Below are 26,000 nucleotides of genomic sequence, written 5' to 3'. Positions count from 1 at the left end.
CAGCCTTTGCTCGCCCCCTTAACAAACGCCTCACTCAACGGTCAGTTTACCGACCATGCCCGCCTGGTAATGGCCGGGAAGGTTGCAGGCAAACTCCAGGCCCGTGGCCTTGGTGAAGGTCCAGGTCAGTTCGGCCGTCTTGCCCGGCTCCACCAACACACTGTTGGGATCGTCATGCTTCATGGCGCCCATATCGCCGTGGCCCATGGCGCTGTGGTCCATCTTGCCCATGCCGGTGGCGGTGAGCATGCCGCTGGCTTGCATCTGCAGCATCTCTTTCTGGTGAGCGGCATGCATTGCCGCGTCGCCCAGGTTGAATTCGTGAAGCAAGCGGCCTTTGTTGACCAGCACAAACCGCACGGTTTCACCGGCTTTTACGTCCAGGCTCTTGGGCTCGAAGGCAATGTCTTGCAGGGTGACTTCCACGGTACGCGTGGCCTTGGCTGCCGGAGCCGGCTGGCCGAACGCGTAGGTGTGAGTCGCATCTGCCAGTGCATGGAAGCTCAACGCCAACAGGCAGCCCGCCGTTAACAGGGATGTACGCAACGCCATTTCTCACGCTCCAAAAATAGGTGACCCGCTTGGGCCGCACTTTAAGATAGCCTCGCTGCCAGCCAGCTGACTGCTAGATTACAACTTTGTCAGCTTGCGCCCATAACCTGGCGAGCACGGTATAACGCCCAATGCTTTTTGTAGGAGCGAGCTTGCTCGCGAAGGGCTCAAGCACAACACGTTAAGCCAGACAGCCCGCGTTATCGTTGGCGTTTTTCGCGAGCAAGCTCGCTCCTACACCCACCGATTAAGAGCCCAACATGAAACTGCTGATCGTCGAAGACCAACCCAAAACCGGCCACTATCTGCGTCAAGGCTTGGCCGAGGCTGGCTTTACCACCGAACTGGTGGCCGACGGCACGACCGGCCAGCACCTGGCGCTGAGCGGGGATTATGACTTGTTGATCCTCGATGTGATGCTTCCGGGCCGCGACGGCTGGCAGATCCTGCAGGCGGTGCGCAGTGCCGGCCTGGACATGCCGGTGCTGTTCCTCACCGCTCGCGATGCGGTGGAAGACCGCGTACATGGCCTGGAACTGGGCGCCGACGATTACCTGGTCAAGCCCTTCGCCTTTTCCGAACTGCTGGCCCGGGTGCGCACCTTGTTGCGCCGTGGCAGCAGCACCCCGCAGGAAACCACCCTGCAATTGGCCGACCTGCGCCTGGACCTGATCCGGCGCCGCGTCGAGCGCGACGGCCAGCGCATCGACCTCACCGCCAAGGAGTTCGCCCTGCTGGAACTGCTGCTGCGCCGCCAGGGCGAAGTGCTGCCCAAGACCCTGATCGCGTCCCAGGTGTGGGATATGAATTTCGACAGCGACACCAACATCATCGAAGTGGCGATCCGTCGCCTGCGCCTGAAAGTCGACGACAACTTCTCCAACAAGCTGATCCACACCGTGCGCGGCATGGGTTATGTGCTGGAGGAGCGGTTCACGTGATCAAGCGCCTGTCCCTGACCAGCCGCCTGGCACTGCTGTTTGCCGCCTGCACCGCCGTGGTCTCGTTGATCGCCGGCGTATTGTTCAACCGCGCCAGCGAAGCGCACTTCATCGAACTGGACCAGCAACTGCTCGACAGCAAGCTGGTGGCCCTGCGCAGCGCCTTGCAGGGTGTCGACTCACGGGAAGCCTTTGCCCTGCGAAGCCCGCAACTGCGCGCCGAACTCGACCACCAGCCTGACTTTACCTTGCGCATCACCGCCGCCGACCAGCGCTGGATAGACGGCGCGCCACACCTCAGCGTGCCCGCAGCACCGGGCCTGCACAGCCTGCAAAATGCAGGCACCGACTACCGTGTGTACAACGCGCCGTTGACGCCCGGGCAACCCGGTTCGCCGCAACTGAGCCTGATCCTCGACATCACCCATCACCAGCACTTCCTGCAACGTATGCAGCACTTGATCTGGCTGACCGTCGGCCTCTCGGCCCTGGCGACCGCCCTGCTGGGCGCCTGGGCGGCGCGCAGTGGACTGCGGCCGTTGCGGCGCATGGGCGAAGTGGCCGCCAGCGTATCCGCCCACTCCCTGACGCAACGCCTGCCCCAGGCGCAAATGCCGGTGGAGCTGGCGGAACTGGCCCAAGCCTTCAACGCGATGCTGGGGCGCCTGGACGACGCGTTCCAGCGCCTGTCGGCGTTCTCCGCCGATATCGCCCACGAACTGCGCACGCCGCTCTCCAACCTGCTGACCCAGACCCAGGTCATCCTCACCCAGCCGCGCCCGCTGGAGGACTACCGCGAGGCGCTGCACAGTAACCTGGAAGAGTTGCAATGGATGGCGCAGCTGGTCAACGACATGCTGTACCTGGCCAAAGCCGACCACGGCCTGCTGATGCCCAGCCGTGAAGCGCTGGATCTGGGCGATGAGGTCGACGCACTGTTGGAGTTTTTTACCCTGCTGGCAGAGGACGCGCAGGTCACGCTGGTACGCGAAGGCAGCGCCCCTACGATGGGCGATCGCGGCATGTTGCGCCGGGCTTTGTCGAACCTGCTGGACAACGCGCTGCGGTTTACCCCACCGGGCGGCGAAGTGCGGGTGCGGATAGAGCCTGGCGTGACACTGACGGTTGAGAACAGCGGGGAAGCTATTCCTGCGCAGGTATTGCCGCGACTGTTTGATCGGTTTTACCGAGCCGACCCTTCAAGGCGGGCAGGCAGCAGTGAACATGCGGGGCTGGGGCTGGCGATTACCCAATCGATTGTGCGGGCGCACGGCGGGAAGATTTATTGTGAGTCGCAGGCGGGCTGGACAAGGTTTGTGATTGAGTTGCCCAAGGGAGATTGATGCAAGCTGGGCCGGCCCTATCGCAGGCAAGCCAGCTCCCACAATTTGAGCTGTGAATACAGTCACAATGTGGGAGCTGGCTTGCCTGCGATAGCGGTCTTAAAGGTTACGAATACCTGAGGGCGTGCGCCGGCTCAATCTTCGCCGCCCGATACGCCGGGTAAATCGTCGCCAAAAAGCTCAACACAAACCCCGCCGAGCAAATCAGCAACACATCCCCACCTTGCAGCTCCGAAGGCAGATTACTAACGAAGTACACGTCTGAACTGAAGATATGCTGCCCGCTCACCCGCTCCAGCCAGCCCACCAGTTCGCTCACGTTCAGCGCTGCAATCACCCCCAGCACGCCGCCGATCAAGGTGCCGACCACGCCGATCACCGTGCCCTGCACCATGAAGATCGCCATGATCTGCCGAGGCGTGGCACCGATGGTACGCAGGATCGCGATGTCTGCGCCCTTGTCGTTCACCACCATGATCAAGGTGGCGATGATATTGAACGCCGCCACGGCGACGATCATCAGCAACAGCAGGCCGATCATGGTCTTTTCCATTTTCATCGCGCTGAACAGGCTGCCCTGGGTGTGGGTCCAGTCATCCGGCTTGTAAGCCGCGCCCAGGCTGGCGGCGATATCTGCCGAGACTTTGGGCGCTGCGTACAGGTCCTTTACCGCCAGGCGCACGCTTTGCACCTGGTTGGGCTGCCAATGCTGAATTTCTGCCGCGTCGGCCATATGAATCAGGGCCATGGAGCCATCCAGCTCGGCGCCAACCTTGAAAATACCCACCACGTTCAACCGCTGCATACGCGGGGTGATGCCGCCCGGCGCACTGCTCAGTTCCGGGACGATCAGGGTCAGCTTGTCACCCACATTCAGGCGAAAGCGCCGCGCTGTGATATCGCCGATCACCACACCGAACTCGCCGGGTTTAAGGTCATCGAGTTTGCCGCGCACGATATGCTGGGTCACGATCGACACCTTGCCTTCCTGGGCCGGGTCGACGCCGCTGATCTCGATCGGCTGCATGGCGCCCTTGTAGGAGAACATGCCGTCCATCTGTGTGAACGGTACCGCAGCGGTGACTTGCGGATTCTTCATCGCAGCGGCCGCCACCGGTTGCCAGTCATCAATGGGCTTTACGCCAACGATGGTGGCGTGGGGCACCATGCCGAGAATGCGCGAGCTCATTTCGCGCTGGAAGCCGTTCATCACCGAAAGCACCACGATCATCGCCAATACGCCCAAGGCGAGGCCGATCATCGAGGTCATCGAGATAAACGAGACAAAACGGTTGCGGCGCTTGGCGCGGGTATAGCGCGTGCCGATAAAAATCGATAACGGTCTGAACATTCGCGGGCACCGTTGGAAAAATGAAAAAGCCCGGCCTCAAAAACCCGGGCTTGCAACAGGTCAGATAGCGACCAGATGACCTTCCTGCAAATGCAGTACGCGGTCCATCTGCCGGGCCATGCTCATGTCATGGGTCACCACCAGGAACGCGGTGCGCATCTGGGTGCTCAGTTCCAGCATCAAGTCCTTGATGCCCTGGGCGGTGTGGGAGTCGAGGTTGCCGGTCGGCTCGTCGAGCATCACCAGGCCAGGGTTGTTCACCAGAGCACGGGCGATCGCCACGCGCTGGCGCTCACCACCGGACAGTTCGGCCGGTTTGTGCTCCAGGCGATGGCCGAGGCCCACACGCTCCAGCAAGGCAGTGGCCCGTTGGCGCGCTTCGGGAATCGCGGTCTTGCCGATCAACAGCGGCATGCACACGTTTTCCAGGGCGGTGAATTCCGGCAGCAGGTGGTGGAACTGGTACACAAAGCCCAACGAGCGGTTACGCAGTTGGCCACGGGCCTTTTCATTCAACGCCGACAGTTCTTCGCCGGCCAGCCATACGCTGCCCTGGGACGGCGTATCAAGGCCGCCCAACAGGTTCAGCAAGGTACTTTTGCCGGAACCGGAACTGCCGACGATCGCCACGCGTTCGCCCGGATGCAGTTCAAGCTGCAGGTTGGACAGCACCACCACCGACTCCGGGCCTTCCTCGTAGGATTTGCCCAGGTTGCGGCAGCTCAGGATTGCTTTTTCACTCATGCCCGATTCACTCATAACGTAATGCCTGTGCTGGCTGGGTACGTGCCGCGCGCCAGGCTGGATACAGGGTGGCAAGGAAGCTCAGGACCAACGCGGCGCCGCCCACCATCAGCACGTCCTGGGTTTGCACCTGGGACGGCAAGTAATCGATGAAGTAGACGTCAGCGTTGAGAAACTTGTGGCCGATCACTTTTTCAAGCAGGGCAATGGCGGCGCTGACGTTCAGCGCGGCCAGAATGCCCACCGCCGTGCCGATCAGGGTGCCGACCACGCCGATCACGGTGCCCTGCACCATGAAGATCGCCATGATCTGCCCCGGCGTGGCGCCCAGGGTACGCAAAATAGCGATATCGCCCTTCTTGTCGTTCACCACCATCACCAGCGTGGAGATGATGTTGAAGGCCGCCACGGCGACGATCAGCAGCAACAGCAGGCCGATCATGGCTTTTTCCATACGGATGGCCTGGTACAGGTTGCCGTGGGTGCGAGTCCAGTCGCGGGCGTAGTACTCGGTCTCCCCCAGGTGCTGGGCAATTTCCCAGGCGCCGCGCGGGGCTTCGAACAGGTCGTTGAACTTCAGGCGCAGTCCCTGCACCTGGTCTGGCTGCCAGCGATGCAGGCGGGCCAGGTCGGTGAGGTTGGTCAGGCCGATGTAACCGTCGATCTCGCCGGCGCCGACGTGGAAGGTGCCCACCACGGTAAAGCGCTTCATACGCGGGAACATGCCGGCCGGGGTCACGGTGACTTCCGGGGCGACGAAGGTCAGCTTGTCGCCGACGCCCACGCCGAGCTTGGCGGCGGCCTTGTCACCGATAACGATGCCGAAACTGCCAGGCGCCAGGTCGTCGAGCTTACCTTGCAGCATGAACTTGTCGATGATCGAGACGTTGCGCTCCTGGGCCGGGTCGATGGCATTGAGCAGGATCTTCTGCACCTTGCCGTCGTTGGTCAGCAACCCCTGCATCTGGGTAAACGGCGCGACGGCCACCACCTTGGGGTTCTGCTTGACCTTGGCGGCCAGGCTTTGCCAGTCGTTGATGGGCGCATCGCCCTCGATGGTCGCGTGGGGCACCATGCCCAGCACGCGGGTACGCATCTCATGATCGAAGCCGTTCATCACCGACAGCACCACGATCATCACAACCACGCCCAGGGCGAGACCGATCATCGAGGTCAAGGAAATGAACGACACAAAATGATTGCGACGCTTTGCACGGGTATAACGCGTGCCGATAAATACGAAGAGAGGTCTGAACATGTCGGGGCTTGTTCGGAGGAAAAGAAGACGTCCCGGTGGCGGGGTCTGGTAAGCAGCTTTACACTCAGACCATTACCGTAACCTGGGGTTCGCCATGTCGACATTAGATGAAGAAGAGCGCCGCGAATACTACCGTATCGACGACATGATCGCACTTCAAATCAGCACATTGTCTGGCCCCGAAGCGGCGAGCAAGGAAGTGTTGCTGGATGATTCGCCGCTGTTCAATCTACTCAGCGAATTGCACCTGAGCGAATTCGAAGCCCAGCACCTGCTGCGCCAGATCAGCGAGAAAGACCGCAGCCTGGCGGCCTTCCTCAAAGTGCAAAACAAGCGCCTGGATTTGCTCAGCCAGGTCATGGCCCGCGGCCTGCTGGCTGAAGTGGGCGCGCCACAGCCGGTGATCCTCTCCGAGGGCGGCATCGACTTCCAGCACCCTGCCCCACTGGCTCCCGACACACAGTTGGCGGTCAAGCTGGTGCTGATGCCCCAGGCGCTTGGCCTGTTATTACGCGCGCGGGTGACCCATTGTGATCCCAAGGGCGACGGCTTTGATGTGGGTACGGAATTCGAATCCATGACCGATGCCCAACGCCAACTGCTGGCGCGCTACATCCTGCAAAAGCAGGCGCAGGAACGCCGCCTGGCGCGAGAACAAAGCGACGACCTCTGAATACCTATTCATTCCGCCAGCGATCCTGGCGCAAAGGAGCAACTGTGACCCTGATCTACGGCCATCGCGGTGCCAAAGGCGAAGCACCGGAAAATACCCTGACCAGTTTTCAGGAATGTCTCAAGCACGGCGTCCGTCGTTGCGAGCTGGACCTGCACCTGTCCATGGACGGCGAGCTGATGGTCATCCATGACCCGACCCTCAAGCGCACCGCCGACCGGCGCGGCAAGGTCGTCGAGTACTCGGCGGCTGATTTGGTCAAGATGGACGCGCGCAAAGGCGGCCCGGGTTGGGTCAGCCCATGCCCGATCCCACGCTTGGAGGAGCTGTTCGAAAAGTGCGACTTCGATCACTGGCAACTGGAAGTCAAAAGCGCTTCGCGCACCCGCGCCGCAACCACCGTGCTGGCCATTCGTGAAATGGCCGTGCGCTTTGGCTTGATGGACAAGGTCACGGTGACGTCAAGTTCGCGGGAAGTGCTCAAGGCCGCCGTGGAACTCACCCCGGACCTGTCACGCGGCCTGGTCGCCGAATACGCCTGGCTCGACCCGCTGAAGGTCGCGCAGAACTACGGCTGTGAGTATTTGGCATTGAACTGGACGCTGTGCACCCCCGAGCGCCTGCAAAAAGCCCAGCGCCAGGGTTTGCATGTATCCGTGTGGACGGTCAACGAACCTGCGCTGATGCGCAGGCTCGCCGACTTCGGCGTAGATAGCCTGATTACAGACTTTCCCGGTTTGGCCACTGCCACCCTCGGGAATTACTGAAATCGGTCTCCCCGGCCGGCTCAGGCCACCGGCCGGAGCCGCTCAAAAAAGCCGGTTGAGGCCGTCGTAGGCCGCTACCCGATAGGCTTCGGCCATGGTCGGGTAGTTGAAGGTGGTGTTGACGAAATACTTGAGGGTATTTTGCTCACCTGGCTGGTTCATGATCGCCTGGCCGATGTGCACGATCTCCGAGGCCTGGTAGCCGAAGCAATGCACGCCGAGCACTTCCAGGGTCTCGCGGTGGAACAGGATTTTCAGCATGCCTTGCGGCTCACCGGCAATCTGCGCACGCGCCATGCTCTTGAAGAACGCCTTGCCCACTTCGTAAGGCACCTTGGCCTTGGTCAGTTCGTGTTCGTTCTTGCCGATCGAGCTGATCTCGGGAATCGTGTAGATCCCGGTCGGCACGTCATTCACATAGCGCCAACTGCCGTTGTCGACAATGCTGCCGGCGGCCGAACGGCCCTGGTCATGGGCGGCGCTCGCCAGGCTTGGCCAGCCGATCACGTCACCGGCGCCGTAGATGTTCGGCACGCAGGTGCGGTAGTTCTCGTCCACCTCGATCTGGCCGCGGCTGTTGACCTTGACCCCGATATTTTCCATGCCCAGCTTGTCGGTGTTGCCGGTACGGCCGTTACACCACAGCAAGGCGTCGGCCTTGATCTTCTTGCCGGATTTGAGGTGCAGGATCACACCGTTGTCCAGGCCTTCGACCCGCTCGTACTCTTCGTTATGGCGCACGGTGATGTTGTTGTTGCTGAAGTGGTAGCTCAACGCCTGGGAGATTTCCGAGTCGAGGAAGCTGAGCAACTGGTCGCGGTTGTCCACCAACTCCACCAAGACACCCAGGCCACTGAAGATCGAGGCGTATTCACAGCCGATCACGCCGGCGCCGTAGATGATCAGTTTGCGTGGGGTGTGGCCCAGGCTCAGGATGGTGTCGCTATCGTAGATACGCGGGTGGTGAAAATCGATGTCCGCCGGGCGATACGGGCGCGAACCGGTGGCGATGATAATGTGCTTGGCCACCAGCTTCTCGACCACGCCATTGGCGCAGACCACTTCGACGGTTTGCTCGTCGGCGAAGCTGCCGGTGCCGAAAAACAGGTCGACGCGGTTACGGGCGTAGTAGCCGGTGCGCGAAGCGACTTGCTTGGAGATGACTTTTTCGGCGCTTTTCAACACGTCCGGGAACGAGAACCAGCGCGGCTCGCCAATGGCCCGGAACATCGGGTTGGTGTTGAACTGCATGATCTGGCGCACGGAGTGACGCAACGCCTTGGACGGGATGGTACCCAGGTGGGTGCAGTTACCGCCGACCTGGCGACGGCTATCGACCATCGCCACCTTGCGCCCTGCTTTGGCAGCGTTCATCGCCGCACCTTCTCCAGCCGGGCCGGAACCCAGTACCACCACGTCATAGTTGTAGACAGCCATGCGTACTCCTCAGAACAGGCCAGGCGTACGGTTGGACGCCAGGCTAAATCATGCCGCGGCCAGCGGTCATGAAGGACAATTTGGCTCAAGTGTGTGAACCGGGGCACAGTCTATAGAAGGCCGAGCGCCGCGAACATTAACCCTTGGTCGCGTCGTAGGCCAGTGTTGCCATACTACAGGACGCACATCAGCGCCGAATTCAGGATGAGCCATTATGCGACAACTATTTTTTTGTTTAATGCTGATGCTGTCGATCAGCGCGCACGCCAACGATGCGCAGCGGCTCAAGCAGGCGAGCTTCCCGGCACAGGTCGAGGGGCTGGCCTTGAAAAACCAGGCGGTATTCAATTATCTCTGGGCGGATGTGTATGCGGCGGCGCTGTATGCGCCCGCTGACCTGCCGGCAAAGCAGGCCTGGGACCAGCAGAAGGCGGTGCGCCTGGCGCTGTACTACTTTCGCGACATTGACCGCAATGATGTGATCAAGGCGGCCACCGTCACCCTGGAGCGCCAGCAGGCCAATGCCGGGTTGAACCCGGAGGTAGCCAAGCTGCACGCGCGCTTTCGGGATATTCGCAGCGGCGATCGCTATGCCCTGGATTTTCGTCCAGGGCGCGGGTTGAATCTGGAGATTAATGGGCAGGTGGTGTTCAGCAGCCCGGACGCAGAATTAGCGAAGGCCTACCTGGGTATCTGGCTGGGGCCCAAAGGGCTGTCGGACAGTTTGCGCAACACGCTACTCAAGTGATGGCCGCGTTGACGGTTCCATCTTCATCGCGGGCAAGCCCCCACAGGTAAATGCATTTCAACTGTGGGAGCTGGCTTGCCTGCGATAAGGCCCTCCCAGACACCACAAAACCCACAGGCATAAAAAAGCCCCGAACCAGTCGGGGCTTCTTCATTCAGCGCAAAGGCTTAGCGCGGAAACGCAGGCGGGTTGACCCCAGCCATGTCTTCCATCACGCGAACCACCTGGCAGCTGTAGCCGAACTCGTTGTCGTACCACACATACAGCACAACACGGTTGTCCTGGGTGATGGTCGCTTCAGCGTCCACCACACCGGCGTGGCGCGAGCCGACGAAGTCGGTGGAGACCACTTCCTGAGAATTGACGAAGTCGATTTGCTTGTGCAGATCGGAGTGCAGCGCCATGTAGCGCAGGTACTCGTTCATCTCTTCGCGGGTGGCGGCTTTCTCAAGGTTGAGGTTGAGAATGGCCATCGACACGTTCGGCGTCGGTACACGGATCGCGTTACCGGTCAGCTTGCCGGCCAGCTCAGGCAGGGCCTTGGCAGCAGCGGTGGCAGCACCGGTCTCGGTGATCACCATGTTCAACGCGGCGCTACGGCCACGGCGATCGCCCTTGTGGAAGTTGTCGATCAGGTTCTGGTCGTTGGTGTACGAGTGAACGGTTTCAACGTGGCCGTTAACGATGCCGAACTTGTCATTCACAGCCTTGAGCACCGGCACGATGGCGTTGGTGGTGCAGGAGGCGGCGGACACGATCTTGTCGTCAGCGGTGATTTCAGCGTGGTTGATGCCGTGCACGATGTTCTTGAGCTTGCCTTTGCCAGGCGCGGTCAGCACAACGCGGTCAACACCCGGGCAAGCCAGGTGCTGGCCCAGGCCCTCGGCATCGCGCCATACGCCGGTGTTGTCCACCAGCAGGGCGTTCTGAATGCCGTACTGGGTGTAATCCACCTCAGTCGGGTTCTTCGCGTAGATCACCTGGATCAGGTTACCGTTGGCGGTGATGGTGTTGTTTTCTTCGTCAATGGTGATGGTGCCGTTGAACGAGCCGTGTACCGAATCGCGACGCAGCAGGCTGGCGCGCTTGGTCAGGTCGTTTTCGGCGCCTTTGCGCACCACGATGGCGCGCAGACGCAGGCCGTCGCCGCCACCGGTTTTCTCGATCAGGATGCGCGCCAGCAGGCGGCCGATACGACCGAAGCCGTACAGCACCACGTCGGTACCCTTGCGGGCTGCGGCGTTTTGCTGGCCAACCACATCGGCCATTTCTTCACGTACGAACTGCTCGGCACTGCGGCCGGCGCCTTCTTTACGGAATTTGTAGGCCAACTTGCCCAGATCTACCGAAGCCGCGCCGAGCTTGAGCTCGCTCATGGCTTTAAGCAGTGGGAATGTTTCGTGGACGGAGAGTTCGCTGTCGTCGGCAGAGCGATGGCGCGCAAAGCGGTGCGCTTTGAGAATCGCGATGACAGACTGGTTGATCAGGCTGCGGCCATAGATCGAGCTCACCACATTGTTATTGCGGTACAGCTGGCCGATAAGCGGAATCATCGCTTCTGCGAGTGCTTCACGGTCGATCCATTCACCAAGACACTGGTCGGGCTTCTGAGTCACGGGAACCTTCCACATGTAGGGGCAGAAAAAAGGGGCTACATTATGTCGCCCGACTGGCCGTTGAGCAATGCGCGAGGGGCAACAAAAAGCCCTTGCAAAAAAATACCGCCGCGCTACAGCCCAGTAAATACGCGGGTTCCAGAAGGCCACTAGTCGAGCGACAGTGCCGACTTGTCCGTAACCCTCCTAAACATTCGCGCTTTTTGGCACTACATATTGAGTCAAAACCGGCCATTGTTTGTCTTAGCCACTACATTTCCTACAAACCGTAATAGGCACAGTCAGCAACTGACAGGCGGCACCTGGGGCCGTTACAATTACCGACTTTGTCGCAACGCTTGGAGCTCAACCTTCCGTGCCCGTTCTGCGTCTACCGCTTCTCCCTGCCGCGGCAGGTAAACAGCATTGGGGCAACCTGCCCGGTGCCTCCCTGAGCCTGGCCATTGCCGAGGCTGCCAGCGCAGCCAAGCGCTTTACCCTGCTGCTCACCGCCGACAGCCAAAGTGCCGAACGGTTGGAGCAGGAGCTGAGCTTCTTCGCCCCGGATTTGCCGGTACTGCATTTTCCCGACTGGGAAACCCTGCCCTACGACCTGTTCTCGCCGCACCAGGACATCATCTCCCAGCGCATCGCCAGCCTGTACCGCTTGCCGGAACTGGCCCACGGCGTGCTGGTGGTGCCGATCACCACGGCGCTGCACCGCCTGGCGCCGACCAAGTTCCTGCTCGGCAGCAGCCTGGTGCTGGACGTGGGCCAGAAGCTTGACGTCGAGCAGATGCGCACGCGCCTGGAAGCCAGCGGCTACCGTTGCGTCGACACGGTGTACGAGCACGGTGAGTTCGCCGTGCGCGGGGCCTTGATCGACCTGTTCCCGATGGGCAGCAAGTTGCCGTACCGCATCGACCTGTTTGATGACGAAATCGAAACCCTGCGTACCTTCGATCCGGAGAACCAGCGCTCAATCGACAAGGTCGACTCGATCAAGCTGCTGCCGGCGCGGGAATTCCCGTTGCAAAAAGACGCGGTGACACGCTTCAAGGCGCGCTTTCGTGAGCGCTTCGATGTCGACTTCCGTCGTTGCCCGATCTTCCAGGACTTGAGCAGCGGGATTACACCTGCCGGTATCGAGTACTACCTGCCGTTGTTCTTCGACGAGACCTCCACCCTCTTCGACTACCTGCCTCAGGACACCCAGGTGTTCTCGCTGCCGGGTATCGAACAGGCGGCGGAAAACTTCTGGAACGACGTGCGCAACCGCTACGAAGAACGCCGCGTCGATCCGTCCCGGCCTTTATTGCCGCCTGCTGAGCTGTTCCTGCCAGTGGAAGACTGCTTCGCGCGCCTGAAAAACTGGCCGCGTGTGGTCGCCAGCCAGCAGGACGTGGACGCTGGCAGTGGCCGTGAGCGTTTCCCGGCGAGCGCGCTGCCCGATTTGGCGATCCAGGCCAAAGCCACGCAACCGCTGGAGGCGCTGTCGAACTTCCTCGGCGACTTCCCTGGCCGCGTGCTGTTTACCGCCGAATCCGCCGGTCGTCGCGAAGTGCTGCTGGAGTTGTTGGAACGCCTGAAGCTGCGACCGAAAACCGTCGACAGCTGGCCGGATTTTGTCGCCAGCAAAGAGCGCCTGGCGATCACCATCGCGCCGCTGGACGAAGGGCTGCGGCTGGATGACCCGGCGCTGGCCTTGATCGCCGAAAGCCCGTTGTTCGGCCAGCGCGTAATGCAACGCCGACGCCGGGAAAAACGCGCCGACGCCAACAACGACGCAGTGATCAAGAACCTCACCGAGCTGCGCGAAGGCGCGCCGGTGGTGCATATCGACCACGGTGTAGGCCGCTACCTGGGCTTGCAGACCCTGGAGATCGACAACCAGGCCGCCGAATTCCTCACCATGGAATACGCCGAGGGCGCCAAGCTCTACGTGCCGGTGGCCAACCTGCACCTGATCGCCCGCTATACCGGCAGCGACGACGCCTTGGCGCCGTTGCATCGCCTGGGCTCCGAGACCTGGCAGAAAGCCAAGCGCAAGGCCGCCGAACAGGTGCGCGACGTGGCCGCCGAACTGCTCGACATCTATGCCCGCCGTGCTGCCCGCGAAGGTTATGCCTTCGCTGACCCCAAAGCCGATTACGCCACCTTCAGTGCGGGCTTCGCCTTCGAAGAAACCCCGGACCAGCAAACCACCATCGAAGCGGTGCGCGCCGACATGCTCGCGCCCAAGCCGATGGACCGCCTGGTGTGCGGCGACGTGGGCTTCGGCAAGACCGAAGTGGCCATGCGTGCAGCCTTTATTGCGGTACACGGCGGTCGCCAGGTGGCGATCCTGGTGCCGACCACCCTGCTCGCCCAGCAGCACTACAACAGCTTCCGCGACCGCTTTGCCGACTGGCCGGTGACCGTGGAGGTGATGAGCCGCTTCAAATCCGCCAAGGAAGTGAATGCCGCCGTCGCCGATCTGGCCGAGGGCAAGATCGACATCGTCATCGGTACTCACAAGCTGCTGTCGGACGATGTGAAGATCAAGAACCTGGGCCTGGTGATCATCGACGAAGAACACCGCTTTGGCGTGCGCCAGAAAGAACAGCTCAAGGCCCTGCGCAGCGAAGTCGACATCCTTACCCTCACCGCTACGCCGATTCCGCGCACGCTGAACATGGCGGTGTCGGGTATGCGCGACCTGTCGATCATCGCTACGCCACCGGCGCGCCGCCTGTCGGTGCGCACTTTCGTGATGGAGCAGAACAAAAGCACGGTCAAGGAAGCACTGCTGCGCGAACTGCTGCGCGGCGGCCAGGTGTACTACCTGCACAACGATGTGAAAACCATCGAGAAATGCGCCGCCGATCTCGCCGAACTGGTGCCGGAAGCCCGTATCGCCATTGGTCACGGCCAGATGCGCGAGCGCGAACTCGAACAGGTGATGAGCGACTTTTACCACAAGCGCTTCAACGTGCTGATCGCCTCGACGATCATCGAGACCGGCATCGACGTGCCGAGCGCCAACACCATCATCATCGAGCGCGCCGACAAGTTCGGCCTGGCGCAGTTGCACCAACTGCGCGGCCGCGTCGGGCGCAGTCACCACCAGGCCTATGCGTACCTGCTCACGCCGCCGCGCCAACAGATCACGTCCGATGCAGAAAAACGCCTGGAAGCGATCGCCAACACCCAGGACCTCGGCGCCGGATTTGTGCTGGCCACCAACGACCTGGAAATCCGTGGCGCCGGCGAACTGCTGGGCGATGGCCAGAGCGGGCAGATCCAGGCAGTCGGCTTCACCCTGTATATGGAGATGCTCGAACGCGCGGTAAAAGCCATCCGCAAGGGCGAGCAGCCCAACCTCGATCAACCCCTGGGCGGCGGCCCGGAGATCAACCTGCGCTTGCCGGCGTTGATCCCCGAGGACTACCTGCCGGATGTGCACGCGCGGCTGATTCTGTACAAGCGCATCGCTTCAGCCACCGACGAAGAGGGCCTCAAGGACCTGCAAGTGGAGATGATCGACCGCTTCGGCCTGCTGCCCGAACCGACCAAGAATCTGGTGCGCCTGACTCTGCTCAAGTTGCAGGCCGAGCAGTTGGGGATCAAGAAGGTCGACGCCGGGCCGCAAGGTGGGCGTATCGAATTCGAAGCGCAGACGCCGGTCGACCCGTTGGTACTGATCAAGCTGATCCAGGGCCAGCCCAACCGCTACAAGTTCGAAGGGGCTACGCTGTTCAAGTTCATGGTGCCGATGGAACGTGCCGAAGAACGCTTCAATACCCTGGAGGCGCTGTTTGAGCGCCTCATCCCGAAATCCGCTTGAAGGACGCCGCCATGCGCTTGTTCCGCATTCTGAGCCTGTTGTTGGTGGTACTTGCGCCGTCGGCATTTGCCGACAGCCCGTACCAGGTGGAAATGATCCTGGTGCGCCAGAACGCGGAGCCGGTGATCAACAGCCGCGCCGCCCCGGAAAACTGGGATGGCGGCGCCCAGCGCCTGGGCGAGCGACTGAGCCCGCCGCGCCTGGGCAACATCGTCGACAAGCTGCGCGCCGACTCCAACTACACCGTGCTCGCGCATAAAGCCTGGGAACAGAACCTGGGCGAGCAACCGGTGAAGATCGCCATCACCGACGGCCAGGAGCAGTTCGGCCAATTCCCTATCGAGGGCGTGCTGAGCCTGCAACTGGGTCGTTTCACCGACATTGATGCCGACTTCTGGATCAACCAGTTCGACGGCAACGGCAGCGTGATCGCCAGTGAACACCTGGCCCAAAAAGACGTACGCACCAAGAACAACCAGCTTAACTACCTGGACGGCGGCCACTTGGCGCTGCTGATCAAGATCACCTCGCTGACCGCCAAGCCGCCCAGCGCACCACCGCCCGACATGCAGGACTGATCCAGCGCCATGCCCCTCACTTCGCCTCTGACCAAACCCCTGGCCCCGTCGTGGGCCAATCGCTTCAAAGAGCAGAGCCTGGAGCGCGGGCGGCGTTACGCACTGGAAAATCGCGTGCGCATCGTCGAGTGCGGCGACAGCACCATCACCGCCAGTTGCGAAGGCTCGGGCGGCAATGTCTATCGGCAAACCATCTCGTTGCGCGAGTCGGCCAAGGGCCTGTTGATCCTGGTGGACAGCCGCTGTACCTGCCCGGTGCACACCAACTGCAAACACATCGCGGCGGTGCTGCTCAAGGTCCAGGAAACCCTGGCCTACCCGGCCGCCGCTCAGGATGCGCAACTGCTGGAAAAACTCCAGGCCGTGCTGGATAACCGCGTGGTCCTGCCGCAAGTGGTCATGGAGGATGTGCGGCCCGTGCCGCGCCTGTGGCTGGCCAGCGTCGAGTTCAGCGCGTTCGAGCCGCGCAACGGCAAGATGCAGCGCTATATCCAGCACCGTGCGGCGCTGTCGTTCAACTACCTGGGCAATTACGTCAGCGGGCAAAAGAACGCCGACATCATCGTGCGCCAGGAAACCCAGAGCCTGCGGATCAAGCGCCATCCCGAACTGGAACAAGCCTGTCGCGAACAATTGCGCCTGCTGGGGTTCAAGATCGCTACGCGCCAGAGCAAGGCCTTGCCTGAAAGCGCCGGCGAGCTGTTTGAGATGGTCAATGACAGCGCCTGGCTGAACTTCACGCTCAACTCATCGCCCACGCTGCGGGCCGAGGGCTGGGAGCTGCAAATCGATGAAGACTTCGGTTTCGACCTGAGCCCGGTGGACGACTGGTACGCCAGCGTCGATGAAGCGCCCGAGCGTGACTGGTTCGACCTGGAGCTGGGCATCATCGTCAATGGCGAACGCCTGAGCCTGCTGCCGATCCTGTTGAACCTGATGCGCTCGCACACCGAGATCCTCAACCCGGAAAAACTCGCAAGGCGCCGCGATGATGAACTGATCCTGGTGAATATTCCCGGGTTGCCCAATGGCCACGGCCCGCTGCAAGTGGCGCTGCCCTACGGGCGCTTGAAGCCGGTGCTGGCGACCCTCGGCGAGTTTTACCTGCAGGAAACCGGCACCACGACGTTGCGCCTGGCCAAGGCCGACGCGATTCGGCTCAACCCGCTGGAAGACCTGCCATTGCAATGGGAAGGCGGCGATAAGATTCGCAACTTTGCCCAGCGCCTGCGGGATATCAAGGACTTCACCTGCGTAGCGCCCGAAGGCCTGAACGCGACCTTGCGCCCCTACCAACTGGAAGGCTTGAGCTGGATGCAGTCATTGCGCCAGTTGGAAGTGGGCGGGATTCTCGCGGACGACATGGGCCTGGGTAAAACCCTGCAAACCCTGGCGCATATTCTTACCGAAAAAATCGCCGGGCGCCTTGATCGACCCTGCATGGTAGTGATGCCCACCAGCCTGATCCCGAACTGGCTCGATGAAGCCGCGCACTTCACTCCGCAACTGCGGGTGCAGGCGCTGTACGGCGCAGGGCGCAAGAAACACTTCGCCAACCTGCACGACTACGACCTGCTGTTGACCACCTACGCCCTGCTGCCCAAAGACATCGACACCCTCGCCGCCCTGCCCTTGCATGTATTGATTCTGGATGAAGCGCAATACATCAAGAACCCTTCCAGCAAGGCCGCCCAGGCCGCGCGCGAGCTGAATGCCCGCCAGCGCCTGTGCTTGAGCGGCACGCCATTGGAAAACCATTTGGGCGAGCTGTGGTCGCTGTTCCATTTCCTGTTGCCGGGCTGGCTGGGCGACGTGAAGAGCTTCAACCGTGATTACCGCGTGCCGATTGAAAAACGCGCCAGTGACGTGCGCTTGCAGCACCTTAACGGTCGGATCAAACCGTTCCTGCTGCGCCGCACCAAGGAACAAGTGGCAACCGAACTGCCACCCAAGACCGAAATTATCCACTGGGTCGACCTCAACGAGGCCCAGCGGGACGTGTACGAAACCATGCGCCTGGCCATGGATAAAAAGGTCCGCGACGAGATCACCCGCAAGGGCGTGGCCCGCAGCCAGATCATCATCCTCGAAGCCCTGCTCAAACTGCGTCAGGTGTGCTGCGACCTGCGCCTGGTCAACGACGCCACACTGCCCGCCCGTGGCAGCTCCTCGGGCAAGCTCGACAGCCTGATGGACATGCTCGACGAGCTGTTTGCCGAAGGCCGCAGGATTCTGCTGTTCTCACAGTTCACCTCGATGCTGAGCCTGATCGAAGCCGAACTGAAAAAACGCGGGATTGCCTACGCACTATTGACCGGCCAGACCCGCGACCGGCGCACACCGGTAAAGGATTTCCAGAGCGGCAAGTTGCAGATCTTTCTGATCAGCTTGAAGGCTGGCGGCGTAGGCTTGAACCTGACCGAAGCGGACACGGTGATTCACTACGACCCCTGGTGGAACCCGGCCACGGAAAACCAGGCCACCGACCGTGCGTACCGCATCGGGCAGGAAAAGCCGGTGTTCGTGTACAAGATGATTGCCCGCGGCACGGTGGAGGAAAAAATCCAGCACCTGCAAAAGGAAAAATCCGACTTGGCGGCGGGTGTGCTGGATGGGCGGACCACGGGGGATTGGCAGTTGGGTAATGAGGATATCGAGGCGCTCTTCGCACCACTGCCTAATAAGCAAGAGAAGCGCTGACTGTTAGATCGCTATCGCAGGCAAGCCAGCTCCCACACTTGAATGTATTCACACATCAAAATGTGGGAGCTGGCTTGCCTGCGATGGGCGCGACGCGGCCCTCAGCCAGGCAAAGGCGCAAACAGCGCCTCGATATCCCGTTCCTCCAACTTCCAACCCGCACCGGCGCCACCTTCCAGCACCCCATCGGCCAATGCCGCCTTCTCCAACTGCAACGCTTGAATCTTCTCCTCGACCGTCCCGCGAGCAATCATCTTGTACACAAACACCGGTTTATCCTGGCCAATCCGATAAGCCCGGTCGGTGGCCTGGTTTTCTACCGCTGGGTTCCACCAGGGGTCGTAGTGAATCACCGTATCGGCCGCCGTCAGGTTCAAGCCCGTACCGCCCGCTTTCAGGCTGACCAGGAATAACGGTGTCTTGCCGTCCTGGAAATTTTTGACTGGCGTACGTCGGTCCAGGGTGTCTCCCGTCAGGATCGAATACTCAACCCCACGCTGCTTGAGCTCTTCTTCAATCAACGCCAGCATTGAGGTGAACTGCGAGAACAGCAAAATCCGCCGCCCCTCGCTAAGTAACTCTTCCAGCATTTCCATCAAGCTGCCCAGCTTGCCGGTGCCTGACTTGGCAGCCTTGGTCATCGGTGCCGACTTGACCAAGCGCAAGTCACAGCACACCTGCCGCAGTTTTAGCAGGGCTTCAAGAATGATGATTTGGCTACGGGCCACGCCATGCCGGCTGATTTCGTCGCGCACCTTTTTGTCCATCGCTACGCGCACCGTTTCGTACACATCCCGCTGTGCATCGCTTAGCTCGACCCAGTGCACAATTTCGGATTTGGGCGGTAACTCCGTCGCGACGTGCTCCTTTTTACGGCGTAAAAGGAACGGTTTTATACGCGCGCCGAGGTGCTGCATACGCTGCGCATTACCGTGCTTCTCGATGGGCGTGCGGTAATCACGATTAAAGGTCTTGCTATCGCCCAGCCATCCCGGCAACAGGAAATGAAACAGCGACCACAGCTCGCCAAGGTGGTTTTCCAAAGGCGTACCGCTCAAGCATAAACGCTGATCAGCCTCCAGCTGACGAGCAGCCTGGGCCGCCTTGCTGTTGGGGTTCTTGATATTTTGCGCTTCATCAAGGATCAGTACGCTCCAACGCTGAGGCTGCAGAACTTCAAGATCCCGCGGCAACAGTGCATAGGTGGTGAGTACCAGGTCGTAATCGGTCAAACGCGTGAAGTCGGCCTGACGCTGCGCACCGTGCAGCGCCAGGACTTTGAGTTGTGGTGTAAAGCGTGCGGCTTCGTCGGTCCAGTTCGGGATCAAGCTGGTGGGCATTACCGCCAGTGCAGGTGCCTGTAAACGGCCAGACTGCTTTTCGCAGAGTAGATGGGCGAGCGCCTGCAGGGTTTTGCCAAGCCCCATGTCGTCACCCAGAATGCCGCCGACTCCCAGCTCGCGCAGGGTTTGCATCCAGTTCAGCCCTTCGAGCTGATAGCCACGCAATTCCGCGTTCAGGCCCTGAGGAGCAGGCACATGGACGTGAATGGCATCTTTAAGACGCTTGGCGAAATCACGCAGTCGCTCGCCGCCCTGCCAGACCAGGGGCAGTGCATACAGGTTACTGAGGCGTGCCGCATCCGGCGCTCTGAGCCGCAGCGCATCGCCTTCAGGTGCACGCAGGTAGAGTTCGCCAAGGGTCGCCATCAGGGGTTTGATACGACCGTAGGGCAGCGCAACTTTGGTAAGAGTGCGGGCTCCCAAACTCACTAACACGCGCTCATCATCGTCACGCTCGGCCATGTAGGCGGCGTCAAGCAGCTTGGGTTGACGACGCATCAATTCGAGTACGATGGGCAGCAGGCTGTAACGCTCGCCATTGACCTCAATGCCCAGCTCAAGGTCGAACCACTCGTGACCGGGCGACTCTTCGATGTCCGCATACCAGCCGTCAACAGCCTCCACATCGTAATAAAAACCCGGATGGATGACGACGTCCCACCCTGCTTCACGCAAAACCGGCAGCTCGCTTTCAACAAACGCCAGCCAGGCTTCATCATTGGGTAGATCGAACATCTCTCCTGCACTGACAGGCAGCGCGCGGGTTTTGCGATTGGCCGTTTTGAAGCCGATTTTTGTGAGGGTCTTGCGCAGGGCTTTTTCTGCCGCCGGCTTGCGTTGGATATGTTGGGTTTCGGTGCCGTTGAGAAACAGGATGTCCTCAGTGCCTTTACCGCTGACCAGGCTGGCGTCGTAACGGAAAGCCAAGGCTGCGCGGTGTTCCAGGATAGGCATCCGCCGATAGTCGACCTGGCTGTACACGTAGGATTCGTCGCTTCCCAAGGTAAGGCATCCTTGAGGCTCCAACGTATCGACCACACGCTCGGTCAGCTTGCGCGGAGGCGGAATCACGCTGGAGGCCGCACTGATCCGGTGACTGAATAACGCAACTTGATCAGCAGGAATCATCGGCAAGGCGCAAAGATGCATGGCCAGATTTTCATCCAGCCCGTGCTCGACCACCCCGATTGACAGGTTATCCATATCAAGATAATGAAGCGGTTTGAGAGGCAACACTTCCTCCAACTCGCGCCCGTCGCTGATCCAACTGGGAATGTGATTGCCATCGGGCATCATGGCCCAATCGAAACGCGCGGCGCGGGCCGGGCCGGGCTTAAGCGCCAGCACAGTGCCCAGCTCAAAAAACAGACGTTGGGTTTTCAACGCTAGTTGAAGAATTTCGGCCCCTGGCTCGCCGGCCAGTTGATAACTGTTGCTATAGGAACCATAAGACCGGCTCAGCAACAGCAATCGAGCAAGGCGTGTATCCAGCTCATGCATATAGGCTGGAGCACGTCGCAATGTCTCATCAATCGAATACAGTGGCTTGATATCGCTGTAGTCACCTTTTTTCGTCACGCGCGCCCTATAGACCTCCAGTGACCAGCGCATTGAATAAGGATCGGGGGCGAGTTGGTACAGCAAACAGGTACCGGTGTTCTTGTGTTGTACCTGATCCACAGGGGCGGGCTTGGGGATATTCTCAAGCCAGTTTTCGAGCTGCGGACTCAGACGGTCAACCTCCTGCTTTCTTGGTTCGTCCAGCTCGTCATACAGGCCGGTCAACGTAAACAAGGTTGCGGCTGCGTGCTTGCAATTGATTGCCACCGGGCAGGAACACACACAGCTGAAGCCCGTCCGACGAGATGACGCACCCTCCAGGGTAATCACCAGACTATAGACATTACGGCCAGACCCTTTGCACTGTGCAATCAGCCGGTCATGCCCGAACTCTTTTATCTCAAGGCGATTCTCGCCAACATATTCAAACCCACGCTCCAGCGAACGAGGGTCAAAGTAATCCTGCCAATCCAACTCGACGATACGTGCAATCAGGTCATTCATGGAGCAGAACTCTACAGCGGTCAGCAATGGGATTTAAAGCAGGGCAAGTCCTACAATTGGGTAAGAGACCGCTACAGCCACATTAAGACGTTTCCTACATCAAGCCTGTTTAACAGCACGGGCGACGCTTATTCAATCAGTTGTGCGTCTCGCAACGCAGTAAGCGCTGTCAGCCAACGCGGATCCTGTTTGTAATCAGTCGACGCAACCGCCTGCCCACGCATACGCGCAATCCGCGCCGACGGTGTGACCTTCATCCGCTGCGCGGCGGTGAGCGCCAGCTCGGCAGCCGCACGGTCATTGCACACCAGCCCCATGTCACACCCCGCGGTCAGCGCCGCCTCGATCCGACTGGCCGCATCGCCGACCACATGGGCGCCGGCCATGGACAGGTCATCGCTGAAGATCACCCCGTCGAACTGCAACTCGCCGCGCAGAATGTCCTGCAACCAGCGGCGCGAGAAGCCGGCGGGCTGGCTGTCGACCTGCGGGTAGATCACATGCGCAGGCATTACTGCGGCCAGTTGCTTGCTCAAGCGTGCGAAAGGCACCAGATCATTGGCGCGAATCTGTTCCAGGCTGCGCTCGTCATTGGGAATCGCGACATGGGAATCAGCCTCGGCCCAACCGTGACCCGGGAAATGCTTGCCGGTGGCGGCCATGCCGGCGCTGTTCATGCCGCGGATAAAGGCACCGGCCAGTATGGCGGCGCGTTCGGGGTCGCCTTCGAAGGAACGGGTGCCGACCACGGCGCTGCGCTGGTAATCCAGGTCCAGCACCGGGGCAAAACTCAGGTCAAGGCCCACGGCCAGGACTTCGGTGGCCATGATCCAGCCGCACTGTTCAGCCAGGTATTCAGCATTGGGGTTATCGGCCAGTGCGCGCATGGCCGGCAGGCGCACGAAGCCCTGGCGCAGGCGCTGTACGCGGCCGCCTTCCTGGTCGACCGCCAGCAGCAGGTCGGGGCGCACCGCACGGATCGCCGCACTCAGCTCGCGAACCTGGCGTGGGTGCTCGATATTGCGCGCAAAAATAATCAGGCCGCCCACTTCCGGTTGGCGCAACAGGTGACGATCCTCGGCCGTCAGCCAGGTACCGGCAACGTCGACCATCAAAGAACCTTGCAGGGCAGCAGTCATAAACCTTCCTTAAATAACGCACACAACCCGTCGCGCTGACCTGACACGGTCAGCACGACGGGTTGTGAGTAAATAGCTGAAATCGGCATGGCGGCTAGCTTAGCGGATGCAAGCGGCCACGCACACCCGGGACGGTCAAACCTTGGCGGCGACCGGTGCGTTTTTGCTGCGGGGGCGCAGTTGAGCGGCGGCCATGGTCGAGTCGGTGACGCCGGTCTCGGCGCGCATACCGGCGGCGAGGAACGGCACCATCAAGCGCATCACCTGTTCGATCGAGGTGTTCACGCCAAAATCGGTCTCGGCTATCGCCCGCAACGCCTTGATCCCGGACATGCTGAACGCCGCCGCGCCGAGCATGAAATGCACACGCCAGAACAATTCGATAGGCGGAATACGCGGGGCCGCTTCATTGACCAGTAACATATAGCGACGAAATACTTTGCCGTACATGTCTTCCAGGTAACGACGCAGGTGGCCCTGGCTCTGGCTGAACGCCAGGCCAAGCAGGCGCATGAAGATCGACAGGTCATTGCCGCTGCGTGGCTGCACCACCAGCGCCTGCTCAACCAGAATTTCCAGCAGCTCTTCAAGGCTCGGCTTGTGATCGGCCTTGGCCTGGCGGCGCTCCAACTCACGGTCGAGACTGGCACAGAATGGCCCCAGGAAGCGGGAAAACACCGCCTGAATCAGGGCTTTTTTCGAGCCGAAATGATAGTTCACAGCAGCGAGGTTGACCCCAGCCTTGCTGGTGATCAGCCGCAATGAAGTTTCAGCAAATCCTTTTTCCGCGAACAATTGCTCGGCAGCATCGAGAATGCGTTCAACGGTTTCCGACTGGGCCATGGCTACTCCGCCTGACAAACACTTGTTTGAAACATACGTTTCAGAGTGTGTCTTGTCAAGCCTGCGGGTTCGCTTTGCGGCCAGGCAGTCACTCTTTTCATGCCTATTTAATCACATCCCTTCTGCCGTGTAGGCAACGCCCTATCTACGTTGTAGGAAGGGCGACGCATGACCGTCCAGCGGAGTCGCGCAAATGGGTGATTGCCAAGCGCAGTTCACTGTATATAATCCCAGTCACTGTATAAAAAGACAGAGCGATCAACATGCTAAAACTGACGCCACGCCAAGCCGAGATTCTGGCCTTCATCAAGCGCTGCCTTGATGACAACGGCTACCCGCCTACCCGCGCGGAGATTGCCCTGGAATTGGGGTTCAAGTCCCCGAATGCCGCCGAAGAACACCTCAAGGCTCTCGCTCGCAAAGGCGCGATCGAGATGACGCCAGGGGCTTCACGCGGTATCCGCATCCCTGGTTTTGAAGCCAAGGCCGACGAATCGACCCTGCCGATCATCGGCCGCGTCGCCGCCGGTGCGCCGATCCTGGCGCAGCAGCACGTCGAGGAATCCTGCAACATCAACCCGACGTTCTTCCATCCTCGCGCCGACTATCTGTTGCGTGTGCACGGCATGAGCATGAAGGACGTGGGCATCTTCGACGGCGACCTGCTGGCGGTGCACACCACCCGTGAAGCCCGCAATGGCCAGATCGTCGTCGCCCGAATCGGCGATGAGGTTACGGTCAAACGCTTCAAGCGTGAAGGCAGCAAGGTCTGGCTGCTGGCCGAGAACCCCGAGTTCGCACCGATTGAAGTCAACCTGAAAGATCAGGACCTGGTGATCGAAGGCTTGAGTGTCGGCGTCATTCGCCGCTAAAGGAGGCATCATGCAGCTCGTGCACACCCCACAACACACACAACTGTCGCTGTTCGAGGCCTTTATGGCCCAACCCCTTGCGCCCATCCTCAAGGAAACGGTCGAAGCCCCCTGGGGCGGTGAACCTGAGGCGTTCAGTGAATTGTCGTTGCGCGGTGCGGCTGAGAGCTGCCTGAACCTGCTGGCGCCTATCCTGCGCGAATTGAGCGAAGATCAGGACGCCCGCTGGCTGACGCTGATCGCCCCGCCCGCCAGCCTTACCCAGGCCTGGCTGCGGGATGCCGGCCTCAACCGCGAGCGCATCCTGCTGTTGCAGCCACGGGGAGCGCAGAGTGCCCAGCAGTTGACCTGTGAAGCCTTGCGTCTAGGCCGCAGCCATACAGTGGTGAGCTGGTTGAATCCGTTGAATGCGAGCGCCAAGCAGCAACTGATCAGTGCCGCACGTACGGGCGAAGCTCAGAGTTTGAATATTCGTTTGGGATAAAACTACAGCTTGGCTTGCAGTGATTGGGCCTGGAAGCCCCTTCTGCACAAGACTCAGTGAAGTACCCGCGGGCCGTCGTCCTTCTCCGGTTCGCCTTCAGCCAGGCGACCTGCCATCTGCACGCCCACGCTCAACATGGCTTTAGCCACTTCCACGTGCTGGCCCTGCAGGAACACTTTGGCGTCTTCGGAAAAATCCAGAATAACCAGAGAACCTTCGTCCTCAGCCCGGCGCAGTTCGATTCGGCCGTCAGGCAGTTCAACAATTTCCAGAAAGGACGTTGGCATAAAAGTCTGTTCTCCACGAAAGGCCTGGGATTATATCAGTCATCCACCCAGCCTCGCAGGGGATATGGACAGGTTTGTTTACGGTGTGATGAATGGCGCCCTAGGGAATACGCTTCTCTGTGTGGGAGCTGGCTTGCCTGCGATGGCGGAGTATCAGCGAATAACCAGCAAACTGACCCAACGCTATCGCAGCATAAGTACCTGTACAACTTTGCAGGCTGAAGCAGCCAACGGTAACCACGATGCGAAGCGAGCCGCTCTTGATCTGCTTTTGATCTCAGGCGCCCCGTTAAACCACGCTGGCCGAACGCAGGCTTGAATTCGTGGGTGACCCGGCAGGGCGGCGGCCCATAAGTGGCCGTTACCGCAGGAATGGATATGTACACGGTATAACAGGGTCGCCTGTCAGGCCGCCATCGCAGGCAAGCCAGCTCCCACAGTTTGATCGCAGGGAA

20 protein-coding genes are annotated in these 26,000 nt (G+C 60.5%); 10 read left to right on the top strand and 10 right to left on the bottom strand.

Annotated features, from left to right (window positions below; all coding sequences use genetic code 11):
• Positions 1-30: 30 nt before the first annotated feature.
• Positions 31-552: a copper-resistant cuproprotein CopI gene (gene copI / locus JFT63_RS23840; protein WP_198844908.1), complete on the bottom strand. Its 522-nt coding sequence runs from the start codon at positions 550-552 to the stop codon at positions 31-33.
• A gap of 260 nt (positions 553-812) precedes the next feature.
• Between copI and JFT63_RS23835 the strand changes: the two genes are divergently transcribed.
• Positions 813-1,493, top strand: a complete 681-nt coding sequence (locus tag JFT63_RS23835; RefSeq protein ID WP_057704680.1) for a heavy metal response regulator transcription factor — start codon at positions 813-815, stop codon at positions 1,491-1,493.
• Complete coding sequence (locus JFT63_RS23830) at positions 1,490-2,836, top strand: heavy metal sensor histidine kinase (protein ID WP_198844907.1); 1,347 nt, start codon at positions 1,490-1,492, stop codon at positions 2,834-2,836. Before JFT63_RS23835 ends, JFT63_RS23830 begins: the two co-directional genes overlap by 4 nt.
• A 106-nt stretch (positions 2,837-2,942) precedes the next feature.
• On the opposite strand, the gene JFT63_RS23825 is transcribed toward JFT63_RS23830, so the two are convergent.
• Genes JFT63_RS23825 through JFT63_RS23815 form a run of 3 tightly spaced genes read right to left on the bottom strand, consistent with a single transcriptional unit; the run spans position 2,943 to position 6,189 of the window.
• Positions 2,943-4,187 (bottom strand): lipoprotein-releasing ABC transporter permease subunit, encoded by a 1,245-nt coding sequence (locus JFT63_RS23825; RefSeq protein ID WP_057704682.1) that lies wholly within the window; start codon positions 4,185-4,187, stop codon positions 2,943-2,945.
• A 60-nt stretch (positions 4,188-4,247) separates the two neighbouring features.
• Complete coding sequence (gene lolD, locus JFT63_RS23820) at positions 4,248-4,931, bottom strand: lipoprotein-releasing ABC transporter ATP-binding protein LolD (RefSeq protein WP_019818240.1); 684 nt, start codon at positions 4,929-4,931, stop codon at positions 4,248-4,250.
• A gap of 7 nt (positions 4,932-4,938) precedes the next feature.
• Complete coding sequence (locus JFT63_RS23815; RefSeq protein WP_186562325.1) at positions 4,939-6,189, bottom strand: lipoprotein-releasing ABC transporter permease subunit; 1,251 nt, start codon at positions 6,187-6,189, stop codon at positions 4,939-4,941.
• Positions 6,190-6,283: 94 nt separating this feature from the next.
• Between JFT63_RS23815 and JFT63_RS23810 the strand changes: the two genes are divergently transcribed.
• Both JFT63_RS23810 and JFT63_RS23805 read left to right on the top strand, forming a co-directional pair.
• Positions 6,284-6,862: a PilZ domain-containing protein gene (locus tag JFT63_RS23810; RefSeq protein WP_198707548.1), complete on the top strand. Its 579-nt coding sequence runs from the start codon at positions 6,284-6,286 to the stop codon at positions 6,860-6,862.
• 44 nt (positions 6,863-6,906) lie between these two features.
• Positions 6,907-7,629: a glycerophosphodiester phosphodiesterase gene (locus JFT63_RS23805; protein WP_057704685.1), complete on the top strand. Its 723-nt coding sequence runs from the start codon at positions 6,907-6,909 to the stop codon at positions 7,627-7,629.
• A 42-nt stretch (positions 7,630-7,671) separates the two neighbouring features.
• Here the strand turns inward: JFT63_RS23805 and sthA are convergent, their stop codons facing one another.
• Positions 7,672-9,066 (bottom strand): Si-specific NAD(P)(+) transhydrogenase, encoded by a 1,395-nt coding sequence (gene sthA, locus JFT63_RS23800; protein WP_003189670.1) that lies wholly within the window; start codon positions 9,064-9,066, stop codon positions 7,672-7,674.
• Between the two features lie 214 nt (positions 9,067-9,280).
• Here sthA and JFT63_RS23795 point away from each other — a divergent pair, with 214 nt between their 5' ends.
• On the top strand, positions 9,281-9,814 hold the full coding sequence (locus JFT63_RS23795; RefSeq protein ID WP_198844906.1) for a chalcone isomerase family protein: 534 nt from the start codon (positions 9,281-9,283) through the stop codon (positions 9,812-9,814).
• Positions 9,815-9,981: 167 nt separating this feature from the next.
• Here the strand turns inward: JFT63_RS23795 and JFT63_RS23790 are convergent, their stop codons facing one another.
• Positions 9,982-11,445, bottom strand: a complete 1,464-nt coding sequence (locus JFT63_RS23790) for a glyceraldehyde-3-phosphate dehydrogenase (RefSeq protein ID WP_057704687.1) — start codon at positions 11,443-11,445, stop codon at positions 9,982-9,984.
• Positions 11,446-11,785: 340 nt separating this feature from the next.
• Between JFT63_RS23790 and mfd the strand changes: the two genes are divergently transcribed.
• The 3 genes from mfd to JFT63_RS23775 are packed head-to-tail and all read left to right on the top strand — an operon-like array spanning position 11,786 to position 18,513.
• Positions 11,786-15,235, top strand: a complete 3,450-nt coding sequence (gene mfd, locus JFT63_RS23785; RefSeq protein WP_198844905.1) for a transcription-repair coupling factor — start codon at positions 11,786-11,788, stop codon at positions 15,233-15,235.
• An 11-nt stretch (positions 15,236-15,246) separates the two neighbouring features.
• Positions 15,247-15,813 carry a CsiV family protein gene (locus tag JFT63_RS23780; protein WP_057704689.1) on the top strand — a complete coding sequence of 189 codons (567 nt, stop codon included), beginning with the start codon at positions 15,247-15,249 and terminating at the stop codon, positions 15,811-15,813.
• A gap of 9 nt (positions 15,814-15,822) precedes the next feature.
• Positions 15,823-18,513: a DEAD/DEAH box helicase gene (locus tag JFT63_RS23775; RefSeq protein WP_057704690.1), complete on the top strand. Its 2,691-nt coding sequence runs from the start codon at positions 15,823-15,825 to the stop codon at positions 18,511-18,513.
• Positions 18,514-18,614: 101 nt separating this feature from the next.
• On the opposite strand, the gene JFT63_RS23770 is transcribed toward JFT63_RS23775, so the two are convergent.
• The 3 genes from JFT63_RS23770 to JFT63_RS23760 form a co-directional block, all read right to left on the bottom strand.
• The gene (locus JFT63_RS23770; protein ID WP_198844904.1) at positions 18,615-21,920 is read right to left on the bottom strand and encodes a DEAD/DEAH box helicase; all 3,306 of its coding nucleotides are present in this window, start codon (positions 21,918-21,920) and stop codon (positions 18,615-18,617) included.
• 128 nt (positions 21,921-22,048) lie between these two features.
• Positions 22,049-23,059: a beta-N-acetylhexosaminidase gene (gene nagZ, locus JFT63_RS23765; RefSeq protein WP_057704691.1), complete on the bottom strand. Its 1,011-nt coding sequence runs from the start codon at positions 23,057-23,059 to the stop codon at positions 22,049-22,051.
• Positions 23,060-23,194: 135 nt separating this feature from the next.
• A complete protein-coding gene (locus JFT63_RS23760; RefSeq protein ID WP_198844903.1) occupies positions 23,195-23,902 on the bottom strand; it encodes a TetR/AcrR family transcriptional regulator in 708 nt (235 codons plus the stop codon).
• A gap of 263 nt (positions 23,903-24,165) precedes the next feature.
• On the opposite strand from JFT63_RS23760, the gene lexA reads away from it, so the two are divergent.
• Positions 24,166-24,774 carry a transcriptional repressor LexA gene (gene lexA, locus JFT63_RS23755; protein ID WP_003172575.1) on the top strand — a complete coding sequence of 203 codons (609 nt, stop codon included), beginning with the start codon at positions 24,166-24,168 and terminating at the stop codon, positions 24,772-24,774.
• 10 nt (positions 24,775-24,784) lie between these two features.
• Complete coding sequence (gene sulA, locus JFT63_RS23750; protein ID WP_057704692.1) at positions 24,785-25,258, top strand: SOS-induced cell division inhibitor SulA; 474 nt, start codon at positions 24,785-24,787, stop codon at positions 25,256-25,258.
• 53 nt (positions 25,259-25,311) lie between these two features.
• On the opposite strand, the gene JFT63_RS23745 is transcribed toward sulA, so the two are convergent.
• Complete coding sequence (locus JFT63_RS23745; RefSeq protein ID WP_005786160.1) at positions 25,312-25,545, bottom strand: hypothetical protein; 234 nt, start codon at positions 25,543-25,545, stop codon at positions 25,312-25,314.
• Between the last annotated feature and the right edge of the window lie 455 nt (positions 25,546-26,000).

Origin of the sequence: Pseudomonas sp. MF7453 (assembly GCF_016405455.1) — a bacterium.
Taxonomy (GTDB): Bacteria; Pseudomonadota; Gammaproteobacteria; order Pseudomonadales; family Pseudomonadaceae; genus Aquipseudomonas; species Aquipseudomonas paralactis.
The sequence above is the reverse complement of the archived record's forward strand: the minus strand, read 5'-3'. Positions and strand labels throughout refer to the sequence as shown.

Excerpts from the sequence above, each read along its gene's own strand:
- copI (WP_198844908.1), bottom strand. The coding sequence starts at position 552 with ATGGCGTTGCGTACATCCCTGTTAACGGCGGGCTGCCTGTTGGCGTTG.
- JFT63_RS23835 (WP_057704680.1), top strand. The coding sequence starts at position 813 with ATGAAACTGCTGATCGTCGAAGACCAACCCAAAACCGGCCACTATCTG.
- JFT63_RS23825 (WP_057704682.1), bottom strand. The coding sequence starts at position 4,187 with ATGTTCAGACCGTTATCGATTTTTATCGGCACGCGCTATACCCGCGCC.
- lolD (WP_019818240.1), bottom strand. The coding sequence starts at position 4,931 with ATGAGTGAAAAAGCAATCCTGAGCTGCCGCAACCTGGGCAAATCCTAC.
- JFT63_RS23815 (WP_186562325.1), bottom strand. The coding sequence starts at position 6,189 with ATGTTCAGACCTCTCTTCGTATTTATCGGCACGCGTTATACCCGTGCA.
- JFT63_RS23810 (WP_198707548.1), top strand. The coding sequence starts at position 6,284 with ATGTCGACATTAGATGAAGAAGAGCGCCGCGAATACTACCGTATCGAC.
- sthA (WP_003189670.1), bottom strand. The coding sequence starts at position 9,066 with ATGGCTGTCTACAACTATGACGTGGTGGTACTGGGTTCCGGCCCGGCT.
- JFT63_RS23795 (WP_198844906.1), top strand. The coding sequence starts at position 9,281 with ATGCGACAACTATTTTTTTGTTTAATGCTGATGCTGTCGATCAGCGCG.
- JFT63_RS23790 (WP_057704687.1), bottom strand. The coding sequence starts at position 11,445 with ATGTGGAAGGTTCCCGTGACTCAGAAGCCCGACCAGTGTCTTGGTGAA.
- JFT63_RS23780 (WP_057704689.1), top strand. The coding sequence starts at position 15,247 with ATGCGCTTGTTCCGCATTCTGAGCCTGTTGTTGGTGGTACTTGCGCCG.
- JFT63_RS23775 (WP_057704690.1), top strand. The coding sequence starts at position 15,823 with ATGCCCCTCACTTCGCCTCTGACCAAACCCCTGGCCCCGTCGTGGGCC.
- JFT63_RS23770 (WP_198844904.1), bottom strand. The coding sequence starts at position 21,920 with ATGAATGACCTGATTGCACGTATCGTCGAGTTGGATTGGCAGGATTAC.
- nagZ (WP_057704691.1), bottom strand. The coding sequence starts at position 23,059 with ATGACTGCTGCCCTGCAAGGTTCTTTGATGGTCGACGTTGCCGGTACC.
- JFT63_RS23760 (WP_198844903.1), bottom strand. The coding sequence starts at position 23,902 with ATGGCCCAGTCGGAAACCGTTGAACGCATTCTCGATGCTGCCGAGCAA.
- lexA (WP_003172575.1), top strand. The coding sequence starts at position 24,166 with ATGCTAAAACTGACGCCACGCCAAGCCGAGATTCTGGCCTTCATCAAG.
- sulA (WP_057704692.1), top strand. The coding sequence starts at position 24,785 with ATGCAGCTCGTGCACACCCCACAACACACACAACTGTCGCTGTTCGAG.
- JFT63_RS23745 (WP_005786160.1), bottom strand. The coding sequence starts at position 25,545 with ATGCCAACGTCCTTTCTGGAAATTGTTGAACTGCCTGACGGCCGAATC.